The organism is Methylorubrum pseudosasae (genome assembly GCF_029504475.1).
Taxonomy (GTDB): Bacteria; Pseudomonadota; Alphaproteobacteria; order Rhizobiales; family Beijerinckiaceae; genus Methylobacterium; species Methylobacterium extorquens.
Genome location: NZ_JAQGDU010000002.1, coordinates 4,442,762 through 4,466,015 on the forward strand (window position 1 = coordinate 4,442,762; position 23,254 = coordinate 4,466,015).

General features: G+C 66.3%; 17 protein-coding genes and 4 pseudogenes. 11 read left to right on the top strand and 10 right to left on the bottom strand.

Annotated elements, in window-relative coordinates; translation table 11 throughout:
* Positions 1 to 37 precede the first annotated feature (37 nt).
* The 4 genes and pseudogenes from M2437_RS21970 to M2437_RS21985 all read right to left on the bottom strand — a co-directional run bounded on the left by M2437_RS21970 (position 38) and on the right by M2437_RS21985 (position 4,561).
* Positions 38 to 1,179 (bottom strand): IS3 family transposase gene (locus tag M2437_RS21970; RefSeq protein ID WP_085985057.1). Its coding sequence is split into 2 segments (ribosomal slippage): positions 38 to 912 and positions 912 to 1,179, totalling 1,143 coding nucleotides; the frame shifts between segments, so codons are not numbered across the junction.
* A 191-nt stretch (positions 1,180 to 1,370) separates the two neighbouring features.
* Positions 1,371 to 1,466 (bottom strand): annotated as a pseudogene (locus M2437_RS21975) (aldehyde oxidase); the annotation flags it as partial.
* Positions 1,463 to 1,972, bottom strand: a complete 510-nt coding sequence (locus tag M2437_RS21980; RefSeq protein WP_135297153.1) for a DUF3617 domain-containing protein — start codon at positions 1,970 to 1,972, stop codon at positions 1,463 to 1,465. The gene M2437_RS21980 and the pseudogene M2437_RS21975, both read right to left, overlap by 4 nt.
* A gap of 788 nt (positions 1,973 to 2,760) precedes the next feature.
* Positions 2,761 to 4,561: pseudogene (locus M2437_RS21985) on the bottom strand (methanol/ethanol family PQQ-dependent dehydrogenase).
* Positions 4,562 to 4,785: 224 nt separating this feature from the next.
* Between M2437_RS21985 and M2437_RS21990 the strand changes: the two are divergent.
* A complete protein-coding gene (locus M2437_RS21990; RefSeq protein WP_499007048.1) occupies positions 4,786 to 6,198 on the top strand; it encodes a sensor histidine kinase in 1,413 nt (470 codons plus the stop codon).
* Positions 6,195 to 6,851 (top strand): response regulator, encoded by a 657-nt coding sequence (locus M2437_RS21995; RefSeq protein WP_135297156.1) that lies wholly within the window; start codon positions 6,195 to 6,197, stop codon positions 6,849 to 6,851. The genes M2437_RS21990 and M2437_RS21995 overlap by 4 nt, the downstream gene beginning before the upstream one ends.
* A 25-nt stretch (positions 6,852 to 6,876) precedes the next feature.
* Here the strand turns inward: M2437_RS21995 and M2437_RS22000 are convergent, their stop codons facing one another.
* Positions 6,877 to 7,482: a DUF2380 domain-containing protein gene (locus tag M2437_RS22000; RefSeq protein WP_245517382.1), complete on the bottom strand. Its 606-nt coding sequence runs from the start codon at positions 7,480 to 7,482 to the stop codon at positions 6,877 to 6,879.
* The gene (locus tag M2437_RS22005; RefSeq protein ID WP_135297157.1) at positions 7,470 to 7,913 is read right to left on the bottom strand and encodes a cupin domain-containing protein; all 444 of its coding nucleotides are present in this window, start codon (positions 7,911 to 7,913) and stop codon (positions 7,470 to 7,472) included. Before M2437_RS22005 ends, M2437_RS22000 begins: the two co-directional genes overlap by 13 nt.
* 159 nt (positions 7,914 to 8,072) lie before the next feature.
* Between M2437_RS22005 and M2437_RS22010 the strand changes: the two genes are divergently transcribed.
* The gene (locus M2437_RS22010) at positions 8,073 to 9,089 is read left to right on the top strand and encodes an AraC family transcriptional regulator (protein ID WP_135297158.1); all 1,017 of its coding nucleotides are present in this window, start codon (positions 8,073 to 8,075) and stop codon (positions 9,087 to 9,089) included.
* A 170-nt stretch (positions 9,090 to 9,259) separates the two neighbouring features.
* Here M2437_RS22010 and M2437_RS22015 read toward each other — a convergent pair.
* Positions 9,260 to 10,401, bottom strand: a protein-coding gene (locus tag M2437_RS22015) for an IS3 family transposase (RefSeq protein WP_135297159.1) whose coding sequence is annotated in 2 segments (ribosomal slippage) — positions 9,260 to 10,134 and positions 10,134 to 10,401 — 1,143 coding nt in all. Because the reading frame shifts where the segments join, the coding sequence is not laid out codon by codon here.
* A gap of 117 nt (positions 10,402 to 10,518) precedes the next feature.
* On the opposite strand from M2437_RS22015, the gene M2437_RS22020 reads away from it, so the two are divergent.
* The 8 genes and pseudogenes from M2437_RS22020 (at position 10,519) to M2437_RS22055 (ending at position 18,707) form a co-directional block, all read left to right on the top strand.
* Positions 10,519 to 11,376: a HesA/MoeB/ThiF family protein gene (locus M2437_RS22020; protein ID WP_135297160.1), complete on the top strand. Its 858-nt coding sequence runs from the start codon at positions 10,519 to 10,521 to the stop codon at positions 11,374 to 11,376.
* Entirely contained in the window at positions 11,373 to 11,831 is a 459-nt protein-coding gene (locus tag M2437_RS22025; RefSeq protein ID WP_193763123.1) for a Mov34/MPN/PAD-1 family protein, read from the top strand. Before M2437_RS22020 ends, M2437_RS22025 begins: the two co-directional genes overlap by 4 nt.
* A gap of 109 nt (positions 11,832 to 11,940) precedes the next feature.
* On the top strand, positions 11,941 to 13,755 hold the full coding sequence (locus tag M2437_RS22030; RefSeq protein ID WP_193763124.1) for an AAA family ATPase: 1,815 nt from the start codon (positions 11,941 to 11,943) through the stop codon (positions 13,753 to 13,755).
* 466 nt (positions 13,756 to 14,221) lie between these two features.
* Positions 14,222 to 14,827 carry a helix-turn-helix domain-containing protein gene (locus tag M2437_RS22035; RefSeq protein ID WP_003603578.1) on the top strand — a complete coding sequence of 202 codons (606 nt, stop codon included), beginning with the start codon at positions 14,222 to 14,224 and terminating at the stop codon, positions 14,825 to 14,827.
* A gap of 72 nt (positions 14,828 to 14,899) precedes the next feature.
* Complete coding sequence (locus M2437_RS22040; protein ID WP_012253692.1) at positions 14,900 to 15,259, top strand: hypothetical protein; 360 nt, start codon at positions 14,900 to 14,902, stop codon at positions 15,257 to 15,259.
* A gap of 75 nt (positions 15,260 to 15,334) precedes the next feature.
* The gene (gene panC / locus M2437_RS22045; RefSeq protein WP_253388695.1) at positions 15,335 to 16,192 is read left to right on the top strand and encodes a pantoate--beta-alanine ligase; all 858 of its coding nucleotides are present in this window, start codon (positions 15,335 to 15,337) and stop codon (positions 16,190 to 16,192) included.
* A gap of 411 nt (positions 16,193 to 16,603) precedes the next feature.
* Positions 16,604 to 18,196: pseudogene (locus M2437_RS22050) on the top strand (TonB-dependent siderophore receptor); the annotation flags it as partial.
* A gap of 112 nt (positions 18,197 to 18,308) precedes the next feature.
* A complete protein-coding gene (locus M2437_RS22055; protein ID WP_499007187.1) occupies positions 18,309 to 18,707 on the top strand; it encodes a TonB-dependent receptor domain-containing protein in 399 nt (132 codons plus the stop codon).
* Positions 18,708 to 18,770: 63 nt separating this feature from the next.
* Here M2437_RS22055 and M2437_RS22060 read toward each other — a convergent pair.
* From M2437_RS22060 to M2437_RS22070, 3 genes and pseudogenes are all read right to left on the bottom strand, one after another.
* Positions 18,771 to 20,610: pseudogene (locus tag M2437_RS22060) on the bottom strand (NADPH-dependent assimilatory sulfite reductase hemoprotein subunit).
* A gap of 190 nt (positions 20,611 to 20,800) precedes the next feature.
* Positions 20,801 to 22,576, bottom strand: a complete 1,776-nt coding sequence (locus M2437_RS22065; protein ID WP_253388698.1) for a diflavin oxidoreductase — start codon at positions 22,574 to 22,576, stop codon at positions 20,801 to 20,803.
* A 112-nt stretch (positions 22,577 to 22,688) separates the two neighbouring features.
* Positions 22,689 to 23,192: an Lrp/AsnC family transcriptional regulator gene (locus M2437_RS22070; RefSeq protein ID WP_003603570.1), complete on the bottom strand. Its 504-nt coding sequence runs from the start codon at positions 23,190 to 23,192 to the stop codon at positions 22,689 to 22,691.
* Positions 23,193 to 23,254 lie beyond the last annotated feature (62 nt).

Sequence of the window (23,254 nt, forward strand, 5' to 3'; positions counted from 1 at the left end):
GACCTGACCGATATTTTGGACCGAGCCGAGTGAGAGGCTACTGCATGGCCGCTGCCATGGGTAGCCGGAAGGCCAGGTGGGGGAAGCTGACGGGCGCGGGTGGCCGGTAGCCCAGGGACGAGTGCGGCCGGACGCGGTTGTAGGTGTTCTGCCAAAGGGCGATCACGGCCTGGGCTTCCTTGAGCGAGTAAAAGATTTCTTGGCGCAGGCACTCGTCCCGCAGCTTACCGTTGAAGCTCTCACAGTACCCGTTCTCCCACGGCGAGCCCGGCGCGATGTACTGGATTTGCGAGCCAGCTTTGGCGACCCATTTGCGCAGTGCTTTCGAGATCATCTCAGGGCCATTGTCGCAGCGGATGTGCTCCGGGATGCCATGCAGGCACATGGCGTCGGCCAGCGCCTCGATCACACCGAGGCTGTTGATGCGCCGCGCCACCTTCAGCGCGAGGCATGCCCGGCTGTGCTCATCGATCAGCGTCAGGATGCGGAGGCTTCGCCCATCGTGCGTCTGGGCCTGTACGAAGTCGAAGCTCCAGACGTGATTGCGGCGAAGCGGCCGTAGTCGCACGCACGAGCCGTCGTTCAGCCAGAGGCGGCTGCGGGGTCTATGTCGGCTGGGGACCTTCAGCCCCTCGCGACGCCAGATGCGCTGAACCCGATCCTTGCCCACCTGCCAGCCATCTGCCTGCAGCAGCGCGGTGACGCGGCGGTAGCCATAGCGTCCGTACTCGGACGCCAGGGCAATGACGGCGCGGGTCAGATCATCCTCGTCGGCCAGCACGGTCGGCACGTAGCGTTGCGTGCCGCGGTGCTGGCCGACGATCCGGCAAGCGTGACGTTCCGAGAGGCCGTACTTCTCCCGAATGCCGTCGACCGCCTGCCGGCGTCGCTCGGGGGCTACAAGTTTCCCGAGGCGACGTCCGCCAGCACCTGCTTCTCCAGGGATAGGTCAGCCACAAGCCGCCGCAAGCGAGCGTTCTCGCGCTCTAGGTCCTTCATCTTCCTGGCTTGATCGACCTGCAGGCCGCCGAACTCCTTGCGCCAGCGGTAATAGCTCTGCTCGGAGATCTCCGCCTCCTTGCACGCCAACGCCAAACTCTTGCCCTGAGCTGTCTGCACCTCGATCTGGCGCAGCTTCAAAACGACCTGCTCCGCGCTCGTCTTCTGTCCTCGCCGCATGTCCGACTCCTTCGGTCCTGGCTGATCCTCTCAATCAGCCCGGTCCAAAGCCAGCCGGTCAGGTCACGCTGCGAGGCGGTCAGCGACACGAGATCGATCGTGACCACGCCCGCCTTCGAGTAGCGCCCGGGCTGGCTGCTCTGCTCGCGCCAGGTGCGGGCGGCGCCGTGTAGCACCACGTGCGCTCGAACCTACAGGAGTTTGTCCAGAGTGATAGGTAGATCCCGAACGTGTTTCCCCGTCGCGTTGAAGATTGCGTTCGCTACGCCGGCCGCGACACCGATTAGCGCGCCGGCTTGCGGCCCGCCTTCAGTGGGGCCGGTGGCGCGGCCACCCACAAGACCAAGCTGATCCACGACTGGCTGCTGAAGCGCCCGCGCTGACATCCTGACTGGACCTCGGTCATGGTCATGTTCTTGCCGCCCATCTGCATGGCGTTGCGGCCGCGGAATGAGGTCGGCGCCAGCAGGTAGCGCACGCTCGCGTGCGCCGAGTTCTTGCCCTCGCAAGCTGTGTCGAAGGTGAGCTCGTTCCCGTCCTGGTGGACGTTCGAGACGGGGCAACGGGCCAGCGGGTTGTTATCGCTCAGTACCGCGATGCCGTGGTTGTTGCCGTTGGCCTCCGGGGTGAGGCAGAGCCGGGCCACCTTCTTGCCGGTTATCTCATCCAGATGGGGCAGTTCGAGCTTCACCTCGACCTCGTAGGCACCCCCTTCCAGCACGATGGGTTCAGCCGCGACGGCCGGTCCCGCGAGCAACGCGGCCAAGCAGCAGCCAACTCGGATCGACGGCATCGGAGATCTCCCGTTTCGCGGAAGGAGAGCACGGTCGAACCGCGGAGGCACTCCGTTTCTTGCTCTCGTATCCACCAGCGCCTGGCCGCCCCCATACCGGGCCAGCCTTTGACATCGCCCTGGATCCCTGCCGGCAGGCTGGGCCAGAGGATGCGCTTTACCGGAAGCACGGTGTCCAGGCGGACGGCCAGACCGTCGAGGAGAAATGAACCTTCACGCGTCTGCCACGTCGGAGCAGGGCCCGCGAGGCGAGATGCAGCCCGAGGCCCACGAGCCCGAGGAAGAAACAGCGCTGGAAGACCGGCTCGCTGATCCGGCCGCGCACCCAACCGCCAAGCCTCATGCCGAGGAGCGTGGGAACGAGCGCCAGGGCCGACACCCAGGCGACGCCGACGCTCAGAACGCCGCCCGAGGCCAGCGGGATGGTGAGCGCGATGGTGGAGACCGTGAACGAGAGCCCGGGCGCCTGGATCAGGTCCTCCCGCCCGAAGCCTGTTCGCTACGGACTCGATCCGCGGTCATGGGAGAACTCTGCCGCATCGGTGAAACCGACGAAGCCCTATCGCGGCCGGACCGGGGCTTTTCTCTATATCGGAGGGCAGCGGAGAAAAGAAAAAAAGCGGCGCGCCCCATGAGGAGCGGCCGCATCCATGACTGGCCAGAAACAGGAGGCCGGAGGAATCGAAGCGTTTTCGATGCCGACCAGGACCATGGATCAAGTCTGTCGCAAACATGCCTCCTGCATCTGGGGACCGCCTGCGGCGCTAGGCTGCCGCAGGTGGATTCGGTCAGTTCGGCAGGGCGAAGACGGTCAACTGGCCGCCAAGATTGGTGTACTGGGACAGGGCCGCGTAGCCACCCACCGCGCCGAGGCCGGCGTTCGGGTCGGTAAGACCGGCCGCGAGGCCGATGCCCGCCCAGCCGCCCACGCCCGAGAGCACCGCGATGTGCTGCTTACCCTTGTGCGTGTAGGTCATCACGTTACCGATGACGCCCGAGGCGGTCTTGAACTTGTACAGTTCCTTTCCGGTCTTCGAGTCGACCGCCTTCAGGTAACCTTCCAGCGTGCCGTAAAAGACCACATCACCGGCGGTGGCGAGCGCACCCGACCACACCGAGAACTGCTCGGGGTTGGACCACTTGATCTTACCCGAAATGTTGTCCCAGGCGATGAAGTTGCCCATGCCGCCGTGGCCACCGGGAGCCGGATACATCGAGAGGGTCGCACCGACGTAGGGCTGGCCCGGGGTGTAGGACACCTTGAAGGGCTCGTAGTCCATGCAGACGTGGTTGGTCGGCACGTAGAACAGCTGCGTCTTGGGCGAGAAAGCCGCCGGCTGCTGGTCCTTGGTGCCGAGTGCGGCCGGGCAGATGCCTTTCGAGTTCACGTCCTCGCCGTTCTGGTCGGTCGAGTATTTCGATACGACCAGCGGCCGGCCATAGTTCTTCGAACCCTTGTCGAGGTCAACCTTGGTGGCCCAGTTCACCACCGGATCGAACTTCTCAGCCACCAGGACCTCTCCGGTCGCCCGGTCGAGGGTGTAGGCGAAGCCGTTGCGGTCGAAGTGCGTCAGCAGCGGACGGTCCTTGCCGTCGACCTTTTGGTCGGTGAGGATCATTTCGTTGATGCCGTCGTAGTCCCACTCGTCGTGCGGAGTCATCTGGTAGATCCACTTCGCTTGCCCGGTGTCCGGGTTACGCGCGAAGATCGCCATCGTCCACTTGTTGTCGCCTGGGCGTTGCTTCGGGTTCCAGGTCGAGGGATTGGCAGTACCAGTAGTAAAAAAGGTCCAGCTTGGGATCGTAGGAGTACCAACCCCACGTCGCCCCGCCACCAGTCTTCCACTGATCGCCTTCCCAGGTCTTCAGCGAGGAGTCCTTGCCGATCGGCTTGCCGAGCGAGGTGGTTTTCTCGGGATCGACCAGCATCTCGTTGTCAGGACCAACACTGTAGGCGCGCCAGACCTGCTTGCCGCTCTTGGCATCGTAGGCGGTCATGTGCCCACGGATGCCGTACTCGGCTCCCGAGATGCCGACGATGATCTTGTCCTTCACCGGAAGCACGGTGGCCGTGTTGGTCTCGCCAACCTTTGAGTCGCCATTCTTCACCGACCAATTGACCTTGCCAGTCTTGGCGTCGAGCGAGACGAGGGTGGTGTCGGCCTGGTGCAGGATGACCGCCCCGTCGGCGTAGGCCAGGCCACGGTTGACCGTGTCGCAGCACATCACCGGGATCACGGACGGATCCTGCTTGGGCTCGTACTTCCAGAGGATCTTCGCCTCATTGTTCAGGTCGAGCGCGTAGACGATGTTCGGGAAGGGTGTGTGGACGTACATGATGTCACCCACGACCAGCGGCGAGCCTTCGTGGCCGCGCAGCACGCCGGTAGAGAAGGTCCAGGCCACCTGGAGGTTCTTCACGTTCGATGCGTTGATCTGGTCGAGCTTCGAGTAGCGCGTGTTGGCGTAGTCGAGCGTTTGAAGCACCTGCTGATTAGGGTCCTGAATGCGCTTCAGAACGTCTTCGTTGGCAAGTGCCCCAGTCGTGCCCAAAGCGAGCATCAGACCGAGGAGATGAGCCTGTCGCATGGATTTCCTCCGCGTGCCGTCCTGGTGCCCTCTGCGGGTCGGGTTGGATCGGCGCTCGTGAAGTTATGGAAATCCTAAGAGGCGGCGTAGGGCAGATTCCCCGCGTAGGTCTGGGCATTTTGCCCGAGATGAGCGGCCATGCCTTGCCAGTATCGACAGAACGGCGCCTGCTATCCCTGGGAGGAACGCGGATGAGCCTGTTAGTCGGTTTGGTCCTGCGCGTCATGGCCGTCGTCGCCCTGTGCGTGGCCGGCGCGACAGCCTGGATGGTGCTCGAAGTCCACCGGGGCATCCATGATGAGGCCGTCGGCTCCGCCGACCGGGTGGTGCGGGAGGCGCAGGAACTGGCCTGGCGCGAGCTGACCTGGCGCGGCAGTGCCGGCCGCTACGCCAAGTACGCCTTCCCGGACTGGCGGAGCTCGCACACGCTCCGCTTCATCAGTCCCGGCAACTGCGTAGCGCTGACCTGGGAGGGTGAGGCCACACAGACCCAGTGCAGCGGGCTTGAGACCGCCGGCGGACCGGCCCCGGCCTGGTTCGAGGCCCTGCACCGGCGCCTACTCGGACAGAGCGTGCCTGTTCGACGGTCGATTACCCTGAACAGGAGGGAAGCCGGCACCGTCATCGCAACGCCGGACCCCGGCGCGATGGTACGCCAGGTCTGGCGGCAGGTGCGCGTCCTGGTCGGCACCGCTTTCGCGATGGCGGTCTGCATCGGGCTACTGGCAACGGTGGTGATCGGCCTGACGCTGCGCCCGGCGGCGCTGATCACACGCGTCCTGGCCAGGCTGGAGCATGGTGACCTTGCTGCACGGCTGCCGCGTCTCCGCTCCGGCGGATTTGACCGGATCGCCGGAGCCGTCAACGCGCTCGGGCACGGACTTGAGCGTAGCACCGCGGAGCGCAAGGCCCTGACCCAGCGCCTGTTCCAGGTCCAGGAGGAGGAGCGCCGGGCGCTCGCCCGCGAGCTGCACGACGAGTTCGGGCAGTGCCTGACCGCGACTGGCGCGCTCGCAGCTGCGATCCAGGCTGGAGCAGCGGACCGGCCGGACCTGCACGAGGATGCCCAGGCTATCTCGCGCATCACCCGGCAGATGATGCAGACGCTGCGCGAGGCCTTGGCGCACCTTCGACCACCGGACCTTGACGAGTTCGGTTTGCAGCGGGCCCTGCAACGGCTCGTCGCCACATGGCAGCGACGCGAGACACCCGCCTTCAGGCTCGCGGTCGATGACGACCTCTCTGGCGTGCCGGGGCCGGTCGCGCTTAGCGTCTACCGCGTCGTCCAGGAGTGCCTCACGAACGCGGTGCGCCACGGCCGACCAACGGAGATCAACGTGCAACTCGGCGTTTCCGCCGATGCGGTCGTCGTCGTCGTGCGCGACGATGGCGGCGGCGTCCCGGCAGACACAGACGGGGCGGAGGGGCACGGCCTCCTCGGCATGCGCGAGCGCGTCGAGGCCCTCGGGGGCCGGCTGTGGATCGGCTCAGCCCGAAACGGCCTTCGCATCGAGGCGGTCATCCCCATCGCCAGGCATGTCCTGGACGGTTCCGTCCCGATCTCGGCCTTGCCGGCGCATCGGGCGTCGGTCGACCGGGATGAAACCTCCCTAAGCTTAGGGCGCGTCGCGGCGTGAGCGAGGTCACAATCCTGCTCGTCGACGACCACCCGGTCGTCCGCGAGGGCTACCGCCGCCTCCTCGAACGGCAGGCGGGCTTCCGGGTGGTCGCCGAGGCGGAGACGGCCGCGGAAGCATACCGCCTCTTTCGCGAGACGGCACCAAGCGTCGTCGTCATGGATCTGAGCCTCGGCGGCCCCAGCGGGCTTGAGGCGATTCGCAACATCCGGCAGTGGGACGGGCAGGCCCGCATCCTAGTCTTCACGATGCACCAAGGGTCGGCCTTCGCCCTCAAGGCGTTCGAGGCGGGCGCCGCCGGCTACGTCACGAAAAGCAGCGCGCCCTCTGAGCTCGTCGCCGCGGTGACCGCGGTGGCGCGAGGCCGGCAGGCGGTCAGCGCCGACATCGCCCAGGAGCTCGCGGCCGAGCGGCTCGCAGGCAAGAACTCGCCGCTGGACGACCTTGCCCCTCGTGAGATGGAGATCCTGCGCCTCGTGGCCTCTGGCATGGCGACGGAAGCTATCGCTAAGGCACTCCATCTCAGCCCAAAGACCGTCCAGAACTATCATTACGGCATCAAGGCTAAGCTTGGAGCTAGAAACGACGCGCATCTAGTCTGGTTGGCGATCGGTGCGGGTTTACTAGGCGCAGGTTTCAGAGCTGAGCCATAAGTGTGAGCTACGTCCAAGGAGTAAGTCAGCGGATTTTTGCTGTCCCGTCACGAATTTGGCCGATGAGGAAGGCCTCGGCCCGCCGCCACGCCTCGTCGGTATCGCCGCGGAAGTTGAGATCGCGCGAGAAGACATCGCGGCCAGTGCGGGCATCCACCAGCCGGGCCCAGAGCTGCAGGATCAGCGTACTGCTCTTGTGCACGACGCCGACGAGAACCAACTCGGCTCCCTGCGCCCGTGACGCCCGCAGCAGGCATTGAGCGTCACCGGTGGGGCAGTCCTTCAGCAGGAGTTCGGCGGGCAGCAGCGTCGCTTGGTATCGTCCCGAGCGAGTGAGGTCGGACGCCAGATCCTCGGCAAGGCGCTGCATCCGTTCCGCATGTTGCTTCGACTGGTCCGTCGGCTCGCCCGAGGTGTCGAGGAGCTTGATCGGCAAAACTGCCAACCGGACCGGCTGCGCTTCCGCCACATCGGCCTGGCACAGCCCGAGTGTCATCAGGTGAAGCGCGAGCGCGCCGACCCACATAGATCGGCACGCATTCGAGACCCAAGCCTCCGCGATGGGCCTTATCTGCGCGCGGCTGTCGATTGGGTTCAGGCGCGGGCGATTCACAGGGATCAGGCGGCACATGATGACTGTGCCTCGTAGAGCGCCTTGAACTCCGGGATCCCGAAGGTCGCTACGACCCGGTGGTGCTCGTCGAGGATCTCGTAGACGGGGCCGTCGATATCGCGGTTCGTGAAGTAGACGATCACGTCTTGGTCGCCGCCGCCTTCCGTATGGGGCTCGCCTCCGGCTTTACCCGCGACATAGCTCCCGACCGGTCGAACCTCTTTCAGCTCCCCGTCAGGCCGGTAGATCCGCAACTCGCCCTGGAGAACGAGGGTCCGGTAAGACGCCGCGTGTCGATGCAGCGCGATCCGCTCGTTCGCCGCAAACTTGAACAGCAGGTCAACGATCCGGGCATCCTCATCGACACTCAGGATATGATAGGCGGCGTGATCGAAGCCTTCGACCGTCCGCCAGACGATGTTGCGGTCATCGAATGCGAGCGTTGCCATGACGTGCTCCTGATGGGTCCTGTCCTTGCCGACGCGCAGGACGCCTGAGAACGTCCCACCGCGAGTGTGCCCCGCGAGCAGATCCAGGCTTACGCGGATCGCGGCGGACGCCCTTGCCATTCGGTGCCAACACACCGACCCTGCAGTAGGGGGACGCTTATGCCGGCACACGGCCTGACCCGGGCACGCACCATGGGACCGATCGCCGAGGCCATCACCGCGGCGGGCGGCTCGGTCGCGCGGGTGTTCGGCCGGGCTGAGATACCGCTGACGCTCCTCGACACGCCCGACCGCCTGATCCTGCTGCGTGACCAACTCCGGCTCGTCGATGCGGCGATCCGAGAGATCGGCGACCCGGCCCTCCCAGCCCAGCTCTCGATGCGCACCGGGATCACCGGACTGGGACCTATCGGCCAACAGGTTCAGTCTGCCGACACGCTCGGGGCGGCCATCGCACGAGTCGAAATCGTCACCCCGCTCCTCCTTCAGACCGCGACCTGGACAGGACTGCGCCGACAGGATCGGAGCGCGTTCTACGGCTACGCCGTGGCCGAGCGGATAGACAGCGGGCGTCAGGCGAACGAGATCCTCGCGCTTGGCTACCTGCTCGGCACGGTACGCCATTTCCTCGGCCCCGCATGGCGGCCGGAGCGAGCCGTAGTGACGGGCGCGCATTTGGCGGAACGTCCCGAGATCGAGGCAATGCTCGGCTGCGAGATAGTTCTAGGGGCTCGGGCCGGCCTGGTCTTTCCCGCCAACCATCTCGATGCCGAGAACCCGAAACGCTTGGATCCGACCCAGGCGCATGCGGGTGAGGACGAGCCGATCGGCGAGGACTTTGCGGCCTGCGTTGCACACCTGATCGAACTCGGGGTGGATGGGGGCCGTCCCACCATCGATGGCATTGCCGGCCGTCTCGGCTTCTCACGCAGGACGCTGCAGCGCCGCCTGGAGGAGACCGGTAGGCGGTATGCCGACCTTCAGCGCAGCGTGCTGATCCGACGGGCGAAGGCGCTCCTGTCAGACGAAGCGCAGTCGATTGGTCGGATCGGACTCGAACTCGGCTATGCGGATGCGGCCCATTTCAGCCGGGCCTTCCTGCACTGGACGGGTACGACCCCAAGCGATTGGCGTCGCCGTACTCACATGCAGCTTCGTCCGCTCCCCACCGTTTAATTAGCAAGCACGCAAACCTTACAAGTTTCAGAGGATGATAAATCTTCGGACACTGTTGGCAAAGTCGATGGCTATGCGGCGAGAGCGCTGAAGCGTGAGGTGTGCGCCGAAGCCAGGGGTCTGTGCCCGAACTGACCTGACCGGTATTTTGGACCGGGCCAGTTGCGAGGCTACTGCATGGTGTTGGCCATGGGTAGCCGGAAGGCCAGATCCGAGAAGCTGACAGGCGCGGGCGGCCGGCAGCCCAGCGACGAATGCGGCCGGACACGGTTGTAGGTGTTCTGCCATAGGCCAATTACGACCTGTGCTTCTCTCAGCGAGTAGAAGATCTCCTGGCGTAGGCACTCATCGCGCAGCTTGCCGTTGAAGCTCTCGCAATACCCGTTCTCCCACGGCGAGCCCGGGGCGATGTACTGGATCTGAGGGCCTGTCTTGGCGACCCATTTGCGGAGTGCCTTGGCGATCATCTCAGGACCATTGTCGCACCGGATATGCTCCGGGATGCCGTGCAGGCACATCGCGTCGGCCAGCGCCTCGATCACACCAAGGCTGTTGATGCGCCGCGCCACCTTCAACGCCAGGCACGTCCGGCTATGCTCGTCGATCAGCGTCAGAATGCGCAGGCTTCGCCCGTCGTGCGTCTGGGCCCGCACGAAGTCGAAGCTCCAGACGTGATTGCGGTGGAGCGGTCGTAGCCGCACGCACGAACCGTCGTTCAGCCACAAGCGGCTGCGGGGTCTCTGTCGGCTAGGGACCTTCAGCCCCTCGCGACGCCAGATGCGCTGAACCCGATCCTTGCCGACCTGCCAGCCGTCTGCTTGCAGCAGCGCGGTGACACGGCGGTAGCCGTAGCGCCCGTACTCAGACGCCAGGGCAACGATGGCGCGGGTCAGCTCATCCTCGTCGGCCGGCACGGTCGGCACGTAGCGTTGTGTGCCGCGGTGCTGGCCGACGATCCGGCAGGCGTGACGCTCGGACAGACCATACTTCTCCCGGATCCCGTCCACTGCCTGCCGGCGTCGCTCGGGGGCTACAAGTTTCCCGAGGCGACGTCCGCCAGCACCTGCTTCTCCAGGGATAGGTCAGCCACGAGCCGGCGCAACCGAGCGTTCTCGCGCTCAAGATCCTTCATCTTCCTGGCTTGATCGACCTGCAGGCCGCCGTACTCCTTGCGCCAGCGGTAATAGCTCTGCTCGGAGATCTCCGCCTCCTTGCACGCCAGCGCCAAGCTCTTGCCCTGGGCTGTCTGCACCTCGATCTGGCGCAGCTTCAGCACCACCTGCTCCGCGCTCGTCTTCTGACCTCGCCGCATGTCCGACTCCTTCAGTTCCGGCTGATCCTCTCAATCAGCCCGGTCCAAAGCCAGCCGGTCAGGTCATTCGTACCACAATACCTCCAAAAACCTGAGTTCCTGAAGACCAGGCGCAAGATGCTGCCGGAGGTAATGGAACGGAACCCGTCCAGCACGCAGTTGGAACGCTTTGTCGGTGTTCGTAGCGACGCAGGCTATCTTTTCAGCCGGAATCTCGGAAGCATGATCAACCTCACCGACAAGCGGATCCTGCTGATCGGATGCGGCACAATCGGAGGCTTCCTCGCGCAGCAACTCGCGCAGTGCGGTGCCGGCGCGGGACAAGGTTATCTATCCCTTGTCGATTCCGACGTTCTAAGTACGGGCAATCTCGGCAGGCACCTCCTAGGAGTGCCTTATCTCGGACGGAATAAGGCGGAGGCCTGCGCGGAGTTTCTACTCGAGCAGCTCCCTCCCCTGGCCATAGAGAGCTATGCTGGCAATGTGCTCACGCAGAAGCTGTCCTGGGACCGCTATGATCTTGTAATCGACGCAACGGGCGAGGAGGCTCTGTCGCTTGCCCTGAATGAGCACGCGGTCCAAAGCCGCCCTTCCTCCCCGCCCCATCTTTTCGTCTGGTTGTTGGGCAATGGTGCGATCGCTCAGTGCCTCATGACTGGCGAGCCTGAGCGCGCTTGCCTGAAGTGCCTCAAGCCCGAACTCGCAGGTCCTCCTCGCTACAGGGCTCTACGGCCAGGTAGCAGCCTTGAAACCATCTCCAACCTGGGCTGCGGCGACGCCGAGTACATCCCATTCCCAGTGTCGCGTTCGGTGGCGGCGGCAGCGCTGGCCTGCGAACTCACCATCGACTGGGTCAACGGCAATGCCGGCAACCGGTTTCGCTCACTTACGCTCGATAGTCGCCGGGCATTTCAGGTGCAGAACGGCAGTCCAACATATCTAAACGCATGCCCTGCCTGCGGAGTTAGATCGTGATCCTGGGGACGGCGGAAGGCTTCGTCCAGATTGATCCCAAAGTGGAAGCTGCGATCGGCATATTCCTGACGGAACAGGAAATCCTGCTTGAGGCGGGCGGGATTCTGATTGGCAATTATCGTGGGCCGCACGTAGTGGTCGGCACGTGCACGACGCCCCTACCCGGCGACTGCCGACGGAACAATCTGTTCGACCGGCGGGACGCTGGACATCAGGCGGCAGCGCTAGGCGCCTGGGAGCGGAGCGAAGGGACAGACACCTTTGTTGGCGAATGGCACACGCATCCGGTGGATCACCCTAATCCGTCGGAACTGGATCTACGAACATGGCATGATCTTCTGAGACGAACCTCTGCGTCGCTCGTCTTCCTGATTGTCGGGCGGCGGTCACTTTGGTGCGGCATCGGGCACGATGGATGCGTTCGCCGTCTGACGACTTGTTGGTCGTGCACCTGACGGACCCTATCTTATGCCGTCTGTTCAACGCCAAAATGCCTTGGTCCGCCACCTAGCTGAAGATCCTACCTTCCCTGGTATAGGCTATGCGACCGCGAGCCGCCTTCAGGTGGCGCTGGGCGACGATCTCTCGCGTGTCCTGGGTGAGGGCGACGTGCCGCGCCTCGCTCAGGTGATCGGCATAGAGCGGGCTGAAGTTCTCGTTGAGGCATGGCGTGATCGCCAAGCCGAGAACGACATCGTCGTCTGGCTGGCCGAGAATGACTTTGAAGGCAGGCTTGCCCGCAGGGTCGTCGCGCTCTGGGGCGCAGACGCCGCCATTCGTCTGCGCGAAGATCCCTGGCCGATGATGGCTGTCGCGAACTTCGCCGCGGTTGACGCGGCGGCTCGAAGACTCGGCCTTCCGCTGGATGCGGAGACCCGATCGGTCGCCGCCGTCGAGGCCGTGCTGTACCGCCGCCTGGACGAGCACCACACCCGGACGCGACGGCAGGAAGTCGAGAGGCGGGTCGCGAGCCTCCTCTCGTGCCCCAGCCGACAGGCCGCCGAAGCCGTCTCGAACGCTATCGCGTCGGGAGCAGCGGTCGTCAGCGGGGCCGGTCTCCAGCCCGCCGGTGCGGCCATGATGGAGGCGTTCGTGGCCGACGCCGTCGCCACCATGATGGAAGGGCAGGGGAGCGAGGATCTGATAGCTCGAGACGTGAGGCCTGCAGATGTGGACGTGTGGCTCGACCGGGCAGCGGCTGCCTCGGATGTCGAACTCGGAGAGGACCAGCGTGCAGCCGTCCATCTTGCGCTGACCAGCCGGTTCGGACTTGTCGTCGGCGGAGCGGGAGTCGGCAAGACGACAGCCCTGAAGGCGGTCGTAGCCACGTCGGAGCACTTCGGACGCGCGGTCCACCTGATGGCGCTCGCCGGGCGCGCCGCAGTCAGGATGAGCGAAGCGACCGGCAGGAAGGCATCGACGATCGCGGCGTTTCTGAAGGCCGTGGAAGTGCATCAGCTCGTCGTCGGGCCCGAGGCCTTGGTCGTGGTCGACGAGTGCTCGATGCTCGATCTTCCGACCCTCTATCGGATCCTGCGGGCGATGCCGTCGAGCGGGCGCCTCCTGCTGGTGGGAGATCCAGCGCAGCTTCCGCCGATCGGCTTCGGCCTTACGCTCCACTCGCTCGTGCAGGTCGCGGCTGTACCGAAGGTCGAGCTGCGGACGATCAGGCGCCAGGCCGCGGCTTCCGGTATCCCTGTGGCGGCCGCCGCGGTCCGCGAAGGCAGGCTTCCCAACCTTGGCCCCTTCGAACCGCACGCCGGCGGCGTCTCCTTGATCGAATGCCGTCCGGACGAGGTGGCCGAGCGCGTGGTCGACGCCGTCGCCGAGCTCGGAGGTGTCGAGGCTGTGCGGATCCTCTCGCCCCTGAAGGCAGGCCCCAGCGGCACCGTCGCCATGAACGCCTACTTCCACCGGATCATGTCGTCGGGACGCCGGGCAGCCGGGCTCGGCCGGTTCGTCGCCGGCGAGCCGGTGGTCTTCCTACGAAACGACTACCGCCGGGACCTTCGCAATGGCAGCCTGGGCAAGGTGATGGCTGTCGAGGCGGAGGGATCCGTCCTCGCGGACTTCGACGGGTCAGAGCAGCACCTGTCGGGCCGCGACCTCGAGGATCTCGACCACGCCTACGCCATCACCGTTCACAAGGCCCAGGGCTCCGGTTTCGGCACGGTTGTAGTTCCGATCGTCGCATCGAAGCTGCTCGATCGATCGTTGATCTACACGGCCATCACACGAGCGATCGATCGCGTGGTTCTCGTCGGCAGCACCGATGTGCTGAGTTCAGCTGTGGAAAAGTTGCCTTTTTCCATGCGCCGCGAGGTAGGGCTGACCGACGCCTTAAGCCTGTGTCTGATCCGAGAACAGTGCCGCTTGTAGACGGTCGCAGCTACCTTCCGCCGAATTCCGAGAGCAGCGACAACGAGTAACACACACAGTCGCTGTGCACAGTGGGGTTTCAGTTTCTAGGTTTCTGATCAAGGACGGTTTTGTGAAGGGTCGGCGCGGACAGCGCCGGCCCTTTTTCGGTATCGAGTTACGCCTCGTCTGCCAGCCGGGTGACGTCACCGCGGATCGGGGCGACGGATACGGAAAGCCGTGACAGCCGGCACCGATGCGGAACGCGCTTCTTCGCGCCTGCGATCGCTCGGAATCTCGGCACCAGAGGCTAACGCGGGCCGGAACAGTGACTTCGGCTCCGCCATCTCCCGACGATGTCCATCGGTGGAAAAGCTGGCGCGGCCGAGCACTGGCGCTCTTGTAACGGCCGTTCCCGGTGGCGGCTTCGAAATCCTGCACCATAATCGTTTCGCGCCGGGTCGGCGGAAGGAGCAGCCAAGGATCCATGCTGAACACAGCGTCGAACGCGCCCGTCGCGGAGGAGCGCCCCCTGGAAAAGGCGCTCGGCCATCAGGTCCGCCTGCTGCGGCGGGAGCGTGACCTGTCGGTGGCCGACCTCGGCAGCGCGGCCGGCATCTCACCGGGCATGATCTCCAAGATCGAGAACGGTGCGATCTCGCCCTCGCTCGCTTCGATCAACGCGATCGCCTCGGCCCTCAACGTGCCGATCACCGCCCTCTTCGCCGCCTTCGAGGAGACCCGTGACTGCAGCTACGTGAAGCGCGGCCAGGGCGTGCCGATCGAGCGGCGCGGCACCAAGGTCGGGCATCTCTACGAGTTGCTCGGCGCCGGCATCCGCGGCGACGTCGTGGTGGAGCCCTATCTCATCACCCTGCAGGACGAGGCCGAGGCCTATACGAGCTTCCGCCATGTCGGCACGGAATTCATTTACATGCTGACCGGCGAGGTGATCTATCACCACTCGGGCCAGGACTATCACTTGGCGCCCGGCGACGCGCTGATGTTCGATTCGAACGGCCTGCACGGCCCGGCCAAGCTCATCAAGACGCCGATGACCTATCTCTCCGTCATCGTCTATCCGCGGACGTGAGGGCGCCGCGCGATAACGATCCGTTCACCATAAGCTGCAAGGCATCGTGCGACGGAGCGGGAGAGTGATGCGATGACGGCCGGTCGGCAGCGGGTGCGCGGCGCTCTCCTCGCCTTTTCCGGCCTCCTCGGCAGCCCCGTCTTCGCGGCCGACCTGCCGGTGTTCGAGCCCGGTCCGCCCGTGGGAGCGCCCTCGGCCCCGCGCTTCTTCCCACGAGGCGACGGGGATGCCGAGGGCGACCGGCCGCCCCGCGCCCTGCCCCGTCGTCTTGTCGGTTGCGCCCCGCGCATCGTGCCGGTGCCGACCAACGCGCCGTACGACCCGAGCTATGTCGGCTCGGAATACGGGCTGGGTAAGCCGAGCTATTACGGCTTCCGCCCCGGTCCCGGCTACGACGACCCGTTCGACCGACCCCTGCGCTATTGCCCGTGACGCGGCTCGCCCCGCTGGCATCCGGCGGCGGGGGCGCTTACCTCTGCGGCGCGTTTCCCTGCACCGAGCCGTCCCATGTCCGATACGACCCTCCGCTTCGACACCCTTGAGGCTCTGCGTGCGCAGGTCGATGCGTGGCGGAAGGGCGGCGACCGGATCGTGCTGGTGCCGACCATGGGCGCGCTGCATGCGGGCCATCTCGCCCTGGTGGCGCATGCCAAGGCGATCGGCCGCCGGGCCATCGTCAGCATCTTCGTGAACCCGACCCAGTTCGGCCCGAACGAAGACTTTTCGCGCTACCCGCGCGACACCGAGACCGATCTCGCGCTGCTCGCCCAGGCCGGCGCCGATGCGGCCTGGCTCCCCTCCGTCGAGACCATGTACCCGACGGGCTTCTCCACCCGCATCGAGCCCGGCCCCGCGGCGGAGGGCCTGTGCGGCACGGTCCGGCCCGGCCATTTCGCTGGCGTCGCCACCGTCGTGACCAAGCTCATCAACCAAGTGCGGCCCGACATCGCTCTGTTCGGCGAGAAGGACTTTCAGCAGTTGCAGGTGATCCGCTCGGTCATCCGCGACCTCGACCTGGCCGTGACGATCGAGGGGGTGCCAACCCTGCGCGAGGCGGACGGCCTCGCGCTCTCCTCGCGCAACCGCTACCTCGATCCGCGTGAGCGGCAAATCGCGCCGCGCCTGCACGCGGTGCTGGCCGACATCGCCGAGGGCCTCGCCCGCGGCGCCGAGGCGGCCCCGCTCGTCACCGACGGCATCGCGGCGCTGGAGGCGGCGGGGTTCGGCCCGGTGCAGTATCTCGAGGTGCGCGACGCGCACACGCTCCAGCCCGTGGCACGGGCCGAGCGAGAGGCGCGGGTGCTGGTGGCGGCCTATCTCGGCAAGACGCGGCTCATCGACAACATCGCGGTGGTGCCGGCCTGAAGCTCGCCCGCTGCGGATCAGACCGATCCGGGCGATCTCCGTCGGGATGGCGGGGGTTTGAGCCACGCGGTCCCCGCAGGCCACCGGCAAGTCAGGCGCCTGTCCGGCCACGAAAGAGACCCCTCAAGCAGGTGCAGGCTTCGAAACGGTGACGACCACCGCCGGCGGCATTTGATTGCTCTTACACAATGCACATCAATACATATTTGAAACATACTTCATGAACTGCAGAGTTAGTTCGTAGATCTGGAAAAGTTATAAAAGATATCGTTTGATTTATACACGAAACCATCAAATGACGGGCCGGACTCCATCAGAGAAGAGACCGGGCCGATGCGGATTTCGTGCGTCCTCGTACAGCGCCGCCGCACCGCAGCTACGCTGTTGTTGCTGCTTTCGACCACGAGTCTCATGGCCTCCGGCCGCGATGCTCGGGCTCAGGAGCATGGGGCCGACGTCACGCTCGACGAACTCACCGTGACCGGCGACGGCGCCGCCGCGGTCGGCTACCAGCCGCGGCGCAGCAGCTTCGGGACCGGCACCGAGACGCCGCTGCTCGACACCCCGGCCAACATCGCCGTCGTCTCCCAGGCCGTCCTGCGCGACCAGCGGGTGCTCAGCCTGGACGAGGCCCTTCGCAACGTCAGCGGCATCGCCCAGACCAACAGCCTCGGCGGCACGCAGGAGGGCGTGGTCCGCCGCGGGTTCGGAACCACCCGCGACAGCTCGATCCTGCGGGACGGACGCCGCACGGTTCTCCAGCAGAACTTCAGCCACAGCCTCGAGCGGGTCGAAGTGCTCAAGGGACCGGCCTCGCTCCTCTACGGCATCTCGGAGCCCGGCGGCCTGATCAACCTCGTGTCGAAACGGCCGCTCTTCACGCGGCAGAACAGCCTCGACGTCACGGCGACGAGTTTTGGCGGCGCGATCATCCAGCCGGATCTGACCGGCCCGATCGAGGGAACCAACCTCGCCTACCGGATCGTCGGCGACGTGCAGGATTACGATTACTGGCGCAACTTCGGCACGATCCGCCGCCAGGTCGCGGCGCCCTCGCTGACATGGCGGGGCGACGCCACCACCGTCACGGTCGGCTACGAGTTCGCCCACTACAACATCCCGTTCGACCGGGGCACGACCTTCGATCCCCGCACTGGCCGTCCCCTGCGGGTTCCGCGGGAGCGGCGCTTCGACGAGGCCGTGAGCCGGGTCGAGGCGATGAGCCATCTCGGCAGCCTCGATCTCGAACACCGCTTCGACGACGACTGGAAGGTGAATGCCGGCTTCAGCGCCAGCAATCTGACCTACGACGACAACCAGATTCGCCCGACCTCCTACAATCCGGCCACCGGCCTGCTCACCCGCCGGGCCGACGCGAGCCGCGGCGCCGATTTCAACGCCCAGGTCGCCCGCGTGGATCTGGTCGGCCGGTTCGAGGCGCTGGGCCTGCGCCACGACCTGCTGCTCGGTGCGATGCACGAGCGGGTCGATTACTATCGCCGGGAGAGCTACCGCGGCGCCAACCAGGGCGGCTTCAATGTCTTCAATCCCGTCTACGGCCGGCTCGGCGCCTCCGACCGGCTGTCGCTTCCGGCAAGCAACAATCGCGACCGCCTCATCAACACGAGCCTCTACCTTCAGGACTCGATCCATCTGACCGATGGGCTCATCCTCGTGGCCGGGGCGAGCGCTCAGTTCTACGATCAGCTCGCCTATGCCGGGGTCCCGGCCGTCGCCTCGACGGATATCGACGGGATCAAGCCGCTGCCGCGCGCGGGCCTCGTCTACCGGATCGCCCCTCACCTCTCGGTCTACGGCAGCTACACCCAGTCCTTCCGCCCGAACGTGACCGACCTCGACCGCACCGGTCCGCTCCTGCCGGAGGAAGGCGACGCGTACGAGGTCGGCATCAAGGCCGAGTTGGGGGCCGGCTTGCTCGTGACCGGCGCGGTCTTCGACACCGAGAAGACCAACGTGCTCGTCACCCAGGTGGTGAACGGCACCCGCACGGCAACCACCGCCGGCAAGGCGCGCTCGCGCGGCTTCGAACTCGACGTGGGCGGGGCAGATCGCACCAGACTGGTCGGTGATCGCGAGCTACGGGTTCACCGACGCCATGGTCACCGAGGATCCGACGCTGGCCGGAAACCGGCTGCTCAACACGCCGAGGACGACCGCGTCGCTCTTCCTCACGCATCAGGCCGGGCTCGTGGCCCCGGCCACGACCCTGGGCTCGGTGCAGCTCGGCGACGGCTTCCTCGAACTGGGATGGGGCTCGCGCTACGTCGGGGAGCGGCCGGGCGACGCGGCCAACAGCTTCACGCTGCCCGATTACGTCGTGTGCGATGCCTTCCTGAGCTACCGCACCAGCGTGAACGGCCTTCCGGCCGCGCTTCAGCTCAACCTCAAGAACGTCCTCGACGAGACCTATTACCCGTCCTCGGGCGCCAGCAACGTGCTGGTGGCGGTGGGCGAACCCTTCCAGGCGCTCATGACGGCCCGGGTCTCATGGTGAGGCTCGGGCTCAGGGATGGCTCGGAAGGACCGGGCCGTCCCCAACGGTAGAGCATCGGGCCGGTCAGGCGGCCCGCAGCGGCCCCGTGCGCTCGTGGAAGTCCGGGCCGTTGCTGGTCTTGGCCACGAAGCCGGCGCGGATCACGAAATCGCCGAAGTGCTCGCCGGGCTGCCGGTCCTTGGCATAGGCGGCGAAGAGCGGGTCCAGGGTGCCCTTGATCTCGGAGGCGGTGACGTCCTCGCGGTAGAGCTTGCTCAGCCGGGAGCCATCGAAGGCGGCGCCGAGATAGAGGTGGTAGCGCTCGGGGCCGCGGCCGACGAGGCCGATTTCCGAGATGAAGGGCCGGGCGCAGCCGTTGGGGCAGCCGGTCGAGCGGATGGTGATCGGCTCGTCCTGCAGCCCGTGGCGGGCAAGGCTCTCCTCCAGCTCGGACAGGAGATCGGGCAGGTAGCGCTCGCTCTCCGCCAGCGCCAGACCGCAGGTCGGCAGGGCGACACAGGCCATGGAGTTGCGGCGCAGCGCCGAAGCCCCGCGGGTCAGGCCAGTACTCATCGACCAGCGCGTCGATCTCGGCGCGCTTGCCCGCGGGCACGTTGGCGATGATGACGTTCTGGTTGCCGGTGAGGCGGAAATCGCCCTCGTGCACCTCCGCGATGCGGCGCAGGCCCGAGAGGAACTGCGGCCCCCCCTCGATGTCCTTGATCCGGCCCGACGGCACGTAGAGCGTGAGGTGGTGGCGCCCGTCGTCGCCCTCGACCCAGCCGTAGCGGTCGCCGTTGCCGTCGAAGGTGAAGGGCTTCGGGGCGCCGAGCTTCTTGCCGATCCGCTTCTCGACCTCGGCCCGGAACGCGTCGAGGCCGAAGCGCTCGATCGTGTACTTGAGCCGGGCGTTCTTGCGGTTCTTGCGGTTGCCCCAGTCACGCTGGACCGTCATCACGGCTTCCGCCGCCTTCAGCGCATCCTCGGGCTGCACGAAGCCGAGGACATCCGCCGTGCGCGGAAACGTGTCGGTCTCGCCATGGGTCATGCCCATGCCGCCGCCGACGGTGACGTTCCAGCCGGTGACCCGATTCTTCTTGTCGAGGATGGCGATGAAGCCGAGGTCGTGGGCGAAGATGTCGACCTCGTTGGAGGGCGGCACCGCGACCACGGTCTTGAACTTCCGCGGCAGGTAGGTCTTGCCGTAGACCGGCTCGATCTCGGCCGCGTCCTCGCCGCCGACCACGCGCTCGCCGTCGAGCCAGATCTCGCGCCACGCGCCGGTCTTCGGCAGCAGGGTGTCGGAGATGTCCTTGGCGAGCTGGAGCGCGATCTTGTGGGCGCCGGCCTGGGCCGGGTTGGTCGCGGCCATGACGTTGCGGTTCACGTCGCCGCAGGCGGCGATGGTGTCGAGCAGCGCCGAGTCGATCGCCGCCATGGTGCGCTTGAGGTTCGACTTGATGACGCCGTGATACTGGAACGTCTGCCGGGTCGTCGCCCGCAGGGCGCTGCCGGCATAGGTCGTGGCGATGTTGTCGAGGATCAGCCACTGCTTGGGCGTCACGACGCCGCCCGCGATGCGCAGGCGGATCATGAAGCTATAGGCCTTCTCGAGCTTCTTCTTGGTGCGCTCCGCCCGGATGTCCCGGTCGTCCTGCATGTACATGCCGTGGAACTTGACGAGCTGGCCGTCATCCTCGGAGATCGCGCCGGTGGCGTGCTTGAGGAGCCCGTCGGCGAGCCCGCCGCGCAGGTATCCGCTGGCAATCTTCAGGTGCTCGTTATGGGCGAGCCCGGCGGCCCGCGCGGCCTCGGCTTCCGTGATCGGAAGCTCGGTCGGCGGCGTCTCGTAGCGGCGCGCGCCGATGCCGGGCGCGTCCACGGCGGGGCCGTCTGGGGTTTCGATCGGCTTGTGGTCGTCCATGGCGGTGATCCGATATCTTCGACCCCCCCTCTGCGGGGGAGGGTGCCTCGCCGATGCGAGGCGGGAGAGGGGAGCGACGGTGCAGCTTGGCCGCGCCCGCCGCGAAATCTCCGGAAGCCGGGTTCCCCTCACCCGACCCCCTCCGGGGGCCACCCTCTCCCGCAGAGGGGAGAGGGCTTACGGCATGCTCTCAGTAAACGTCCTGCTGGTAGCGCCGGGCGCGCTCCAGCGAAGCGACATGTGCTTCGGCGTCGGCGCTGCTGAGGCCCTTCACGCTCTCGAAGGCGCGCACCACGGCGGCACGCACGTCCTTGGCCATGTTCTTGGCATCGCCGCAGACGTAGAAATGGGCGCCGCCGTCGAGCCATTCCACCACCTCGGCGGCATGTGCGTCGATCCGATCCTGCACGTAGATCTTCTCCGGCTGGTCGCGGGAGAAGGCGACGTCGATCTTGGCCAGCGAGCCGTCCTCCAGCGCGTCCTGCCATTCGAGCTGGTACAGGAAGTCGTGGGTGAAGTGGCGGTCGCCGAAGAACAGCCAGGAGCGGCCGGGGGCCTCGGTGGCGCGGCGCTCCTGCACGAAGGCGCGGAACGGCGCGACGCCGGTGCCGGGGCCGACCATGATGATGTCGGTCGACGGGTCGGAGGGCAGGCGGAAATGCTTGTTCGGCTTCACCCGAACCCGCAGCTTGGCGCCGTTCTTGATGCGGTCGGCGACATGCACCGAGGCGACGCCGGCGCGGGCGCGACCGTGGGTCTCGTAGCGCACGGCGGCGATGGTGAGATGCACCTCGTCGCCGACTTCCTTGCGCGACGAGGCAATGGAATAGGCCCGCGGCGGCAGCGGCCGGGTCACGGTGTTGAGGTGCTCGGCCGTCAGCGTGGTGGGGAAGCGCTCGATCAGGTCGATCAGGTGCCGCCCCTCGATCCAGGCCTTGACCTCACCGCTCTCGACGAACTTCTGGGCGTCAGCGTGCCCGGTCGCCTTGGCGAAGCGCTCGACCGTCGTCGGCGAGAGCGTGGTGATGTCGCGCTCGGCGAGCAGCGCCTTGCGCAGTCCCTCGTCACCCGAGAGCCCGGTCGCGCGCAAAATCTCGTCCACGAGCTGCGGGTCGTTCTCCGGGAAGATTTCCAGCGAATCGCCGGGCTCGTAGGCCGGTGCACCGTCCTCGAATTCGAGGGCGAGGTGGATCGTCTCCTTGTCGGAGCGCGAGGAGTTGAGGTTCACGTGGTCGATCACCTCGACCACGGCCGGCTCGCGGCTGACCTCGCCGTCCTCGTCCTCGGCTCCGGCGCGGAAATCGACCGCCACGACGTTGTCGGCCGGCGCTTCCGCCGGCGCCAGCGCCTTCAGCGTCCCCTTGATCCACTCGGCGGCCGGCTTCTCGAAATCGAGATCGAGATCGGCGCGATCGTAGGCACGCTTGGCGCCGAGCGCCTCGAAGCGCGCGTCGAGCGCCTTCCCGATCGCGCAGAACTCCGCGTAGCTGGTGTCGCCCAGCGCCAGCACGCCGAAGGCGAGGCCGTCGAGGCGCGGCGCGGCATCGGACATCAACTCGCCATAGGCACGCACCGCGCGGGCGGGCGGCTCGCCCTCGCCCCAGGTCGCGGCGATGGCGATGAGCTTGCCGGCCTTCGGCAGGGTGGCCAGATCGAGATCGGCGAAATCCACGACCTTCGGCTTGAAGCCCTGCTTGCGCGCGAGCTTGCTCACATCGCCCGCGAGCTTTTCGGAATTGCCCGATTCGGACGCGAACAGGATCGTCAGCGGCTCGGCCGCCTTCGGGGGTGCGGCCGGCGCGGCGGCCGCGGTCGCGGGCTGGCCGGCGGCCGCATCGAGACCGGCGAGGAAGCCCGTCAGCCACGCGCGCTGGATCGGCGTCGCCGCGCCGAGCGCCGCGTCGAGATGGGCCCGCTCCTGATCGCCGAAGGGAGCCGTGCGGGGGAGAAGTGCTTGCCTGGACATTGTGGGTGCCATGTCGTCCGCCGGAGCGCCGCTGTCAACGTCGAAACGTCCGTTTTAAAGAACGCCCCGCAGAGAGAAGAGATTATTCGCTGTTGCGCTGCAAAAAGGAAGTTTATTCTCCGACCACCGCCAACCGCGGCTCGGCCCGTCCCCGCGGGGGCGGCGCCGGCAACGGCAGGGCGGTCGTCGACTTCACCTTCTCCATCGCGAAGCGCGAGGTCACGTTCTTGAGAGGCAGGGTCGCGATCAGGTTCTTATAGAACGTGTCGTAGGCCGCCATGTCGGCCACGACGACGCGGAGCATGTAATCGACGTCGCCGGCCATGCGGTAGAATTCGAGCACCTCCGGCATCGCCGCGATCCGGTCGGCGAATTGCTCCAGCCAGTCCTTGGAATGGTCGGCGGTCTCGATGGAGACGAAAACGGTGAGGCCGAGCCCCAGCTTCACAGGGTCGAGCACGGCCACGCGCCGGTCGATCACGCCGTCGGCTTCAAGGCGCTGAATCCGCTTCCAGCACGGGGTCTGCGACAGCCCGACCTGCTCGCCAATGGCGGCGATGGAGAGCGTGGCGTCCTTCTGCAGGAGCGCGAGGATCTTCAGGTCGATCGAGTCCAAGGGGGCCTCTCCGGAGTTTGTGGCGAGGATGGTCTCACGAGGGCGTCACCCGAAAAGCCGGG

Coding starts and splice junctions, on each gene's coding strand:
- M2437_RS21980 (WP_135297153.1), bottom strand. CDS start 1,972: ATGCCGTCGATCCGAGTTGGCTGCTGCTTGGCCGCGTTGCTCGCGGGA.
- M2437_RS21990 (WP_499007048.1), top strand. CDS start 4,786: ATGGCCGTCGTCGCCCTGTGCGTGGCCGGCGCGACAGCCTGGATGGTG.
- M2437_RS22000 (WP_245517382.1), bottom strand. CDS start 7,482: ATGTGCCGCCTGATCCCTGTGAATCGCCCGCGCCTGAACCCAATCGAC.
- M2437_RS22005 (WP_135297157.1), bottom strand. CDS start 7,913: ATGGCAACGCTCGCATTCGATGACCGCAACATCGTCTGGCGGACGGTC.
- M2437_RS22010 (WP_135297158.1), top strand. CDS start 8,073: ATGCCGGCACACGGCCTGACCCGGGCACGCACCATGGGACCGATCGCC.
- M2437_RS22020 (WP_135297160.1), top strand. CDS start 10,519: ATGCTGCCGGAGGTAATGGAACGGAACCCGTCCAGCACGCAGTTGGAA.
- M2437_RS22035 (WP_003603578.1), top strand. CDS start 14,222: ATGCTGAACACAGCGTCGAACGCGCCCGTCGCGGAGGAGCGCCCCCTG.
- M2437_RS22040 (WP_012253692.1), top strand. CDS start 14,900: ATGACGGCCGGTCGGCAGCGGGTGCGCGGCGCTCTCCTCGCCTTTTCC.
- panC (WP_253388695.1), top strand. CDS start 15,335: ATGTCCGATACGACCCTCCGCTTCGACACCCTTGAGGCTCTGCGTGCG.
- M2437_RS22055 (WP_499007187.1), top strand. CDS start 18,309: ATGGTCACCGAGGATCCGACGCTGGCCGGAAACCGGCTGCTCAACACG.
- M2437_RS22065 (WP_253388698.1), bottom strand. CDS start 22,576: ATGTCCAGGCAAGCACTTCTCCCCCGCACGGCTCCCTTCGGCGATCAG.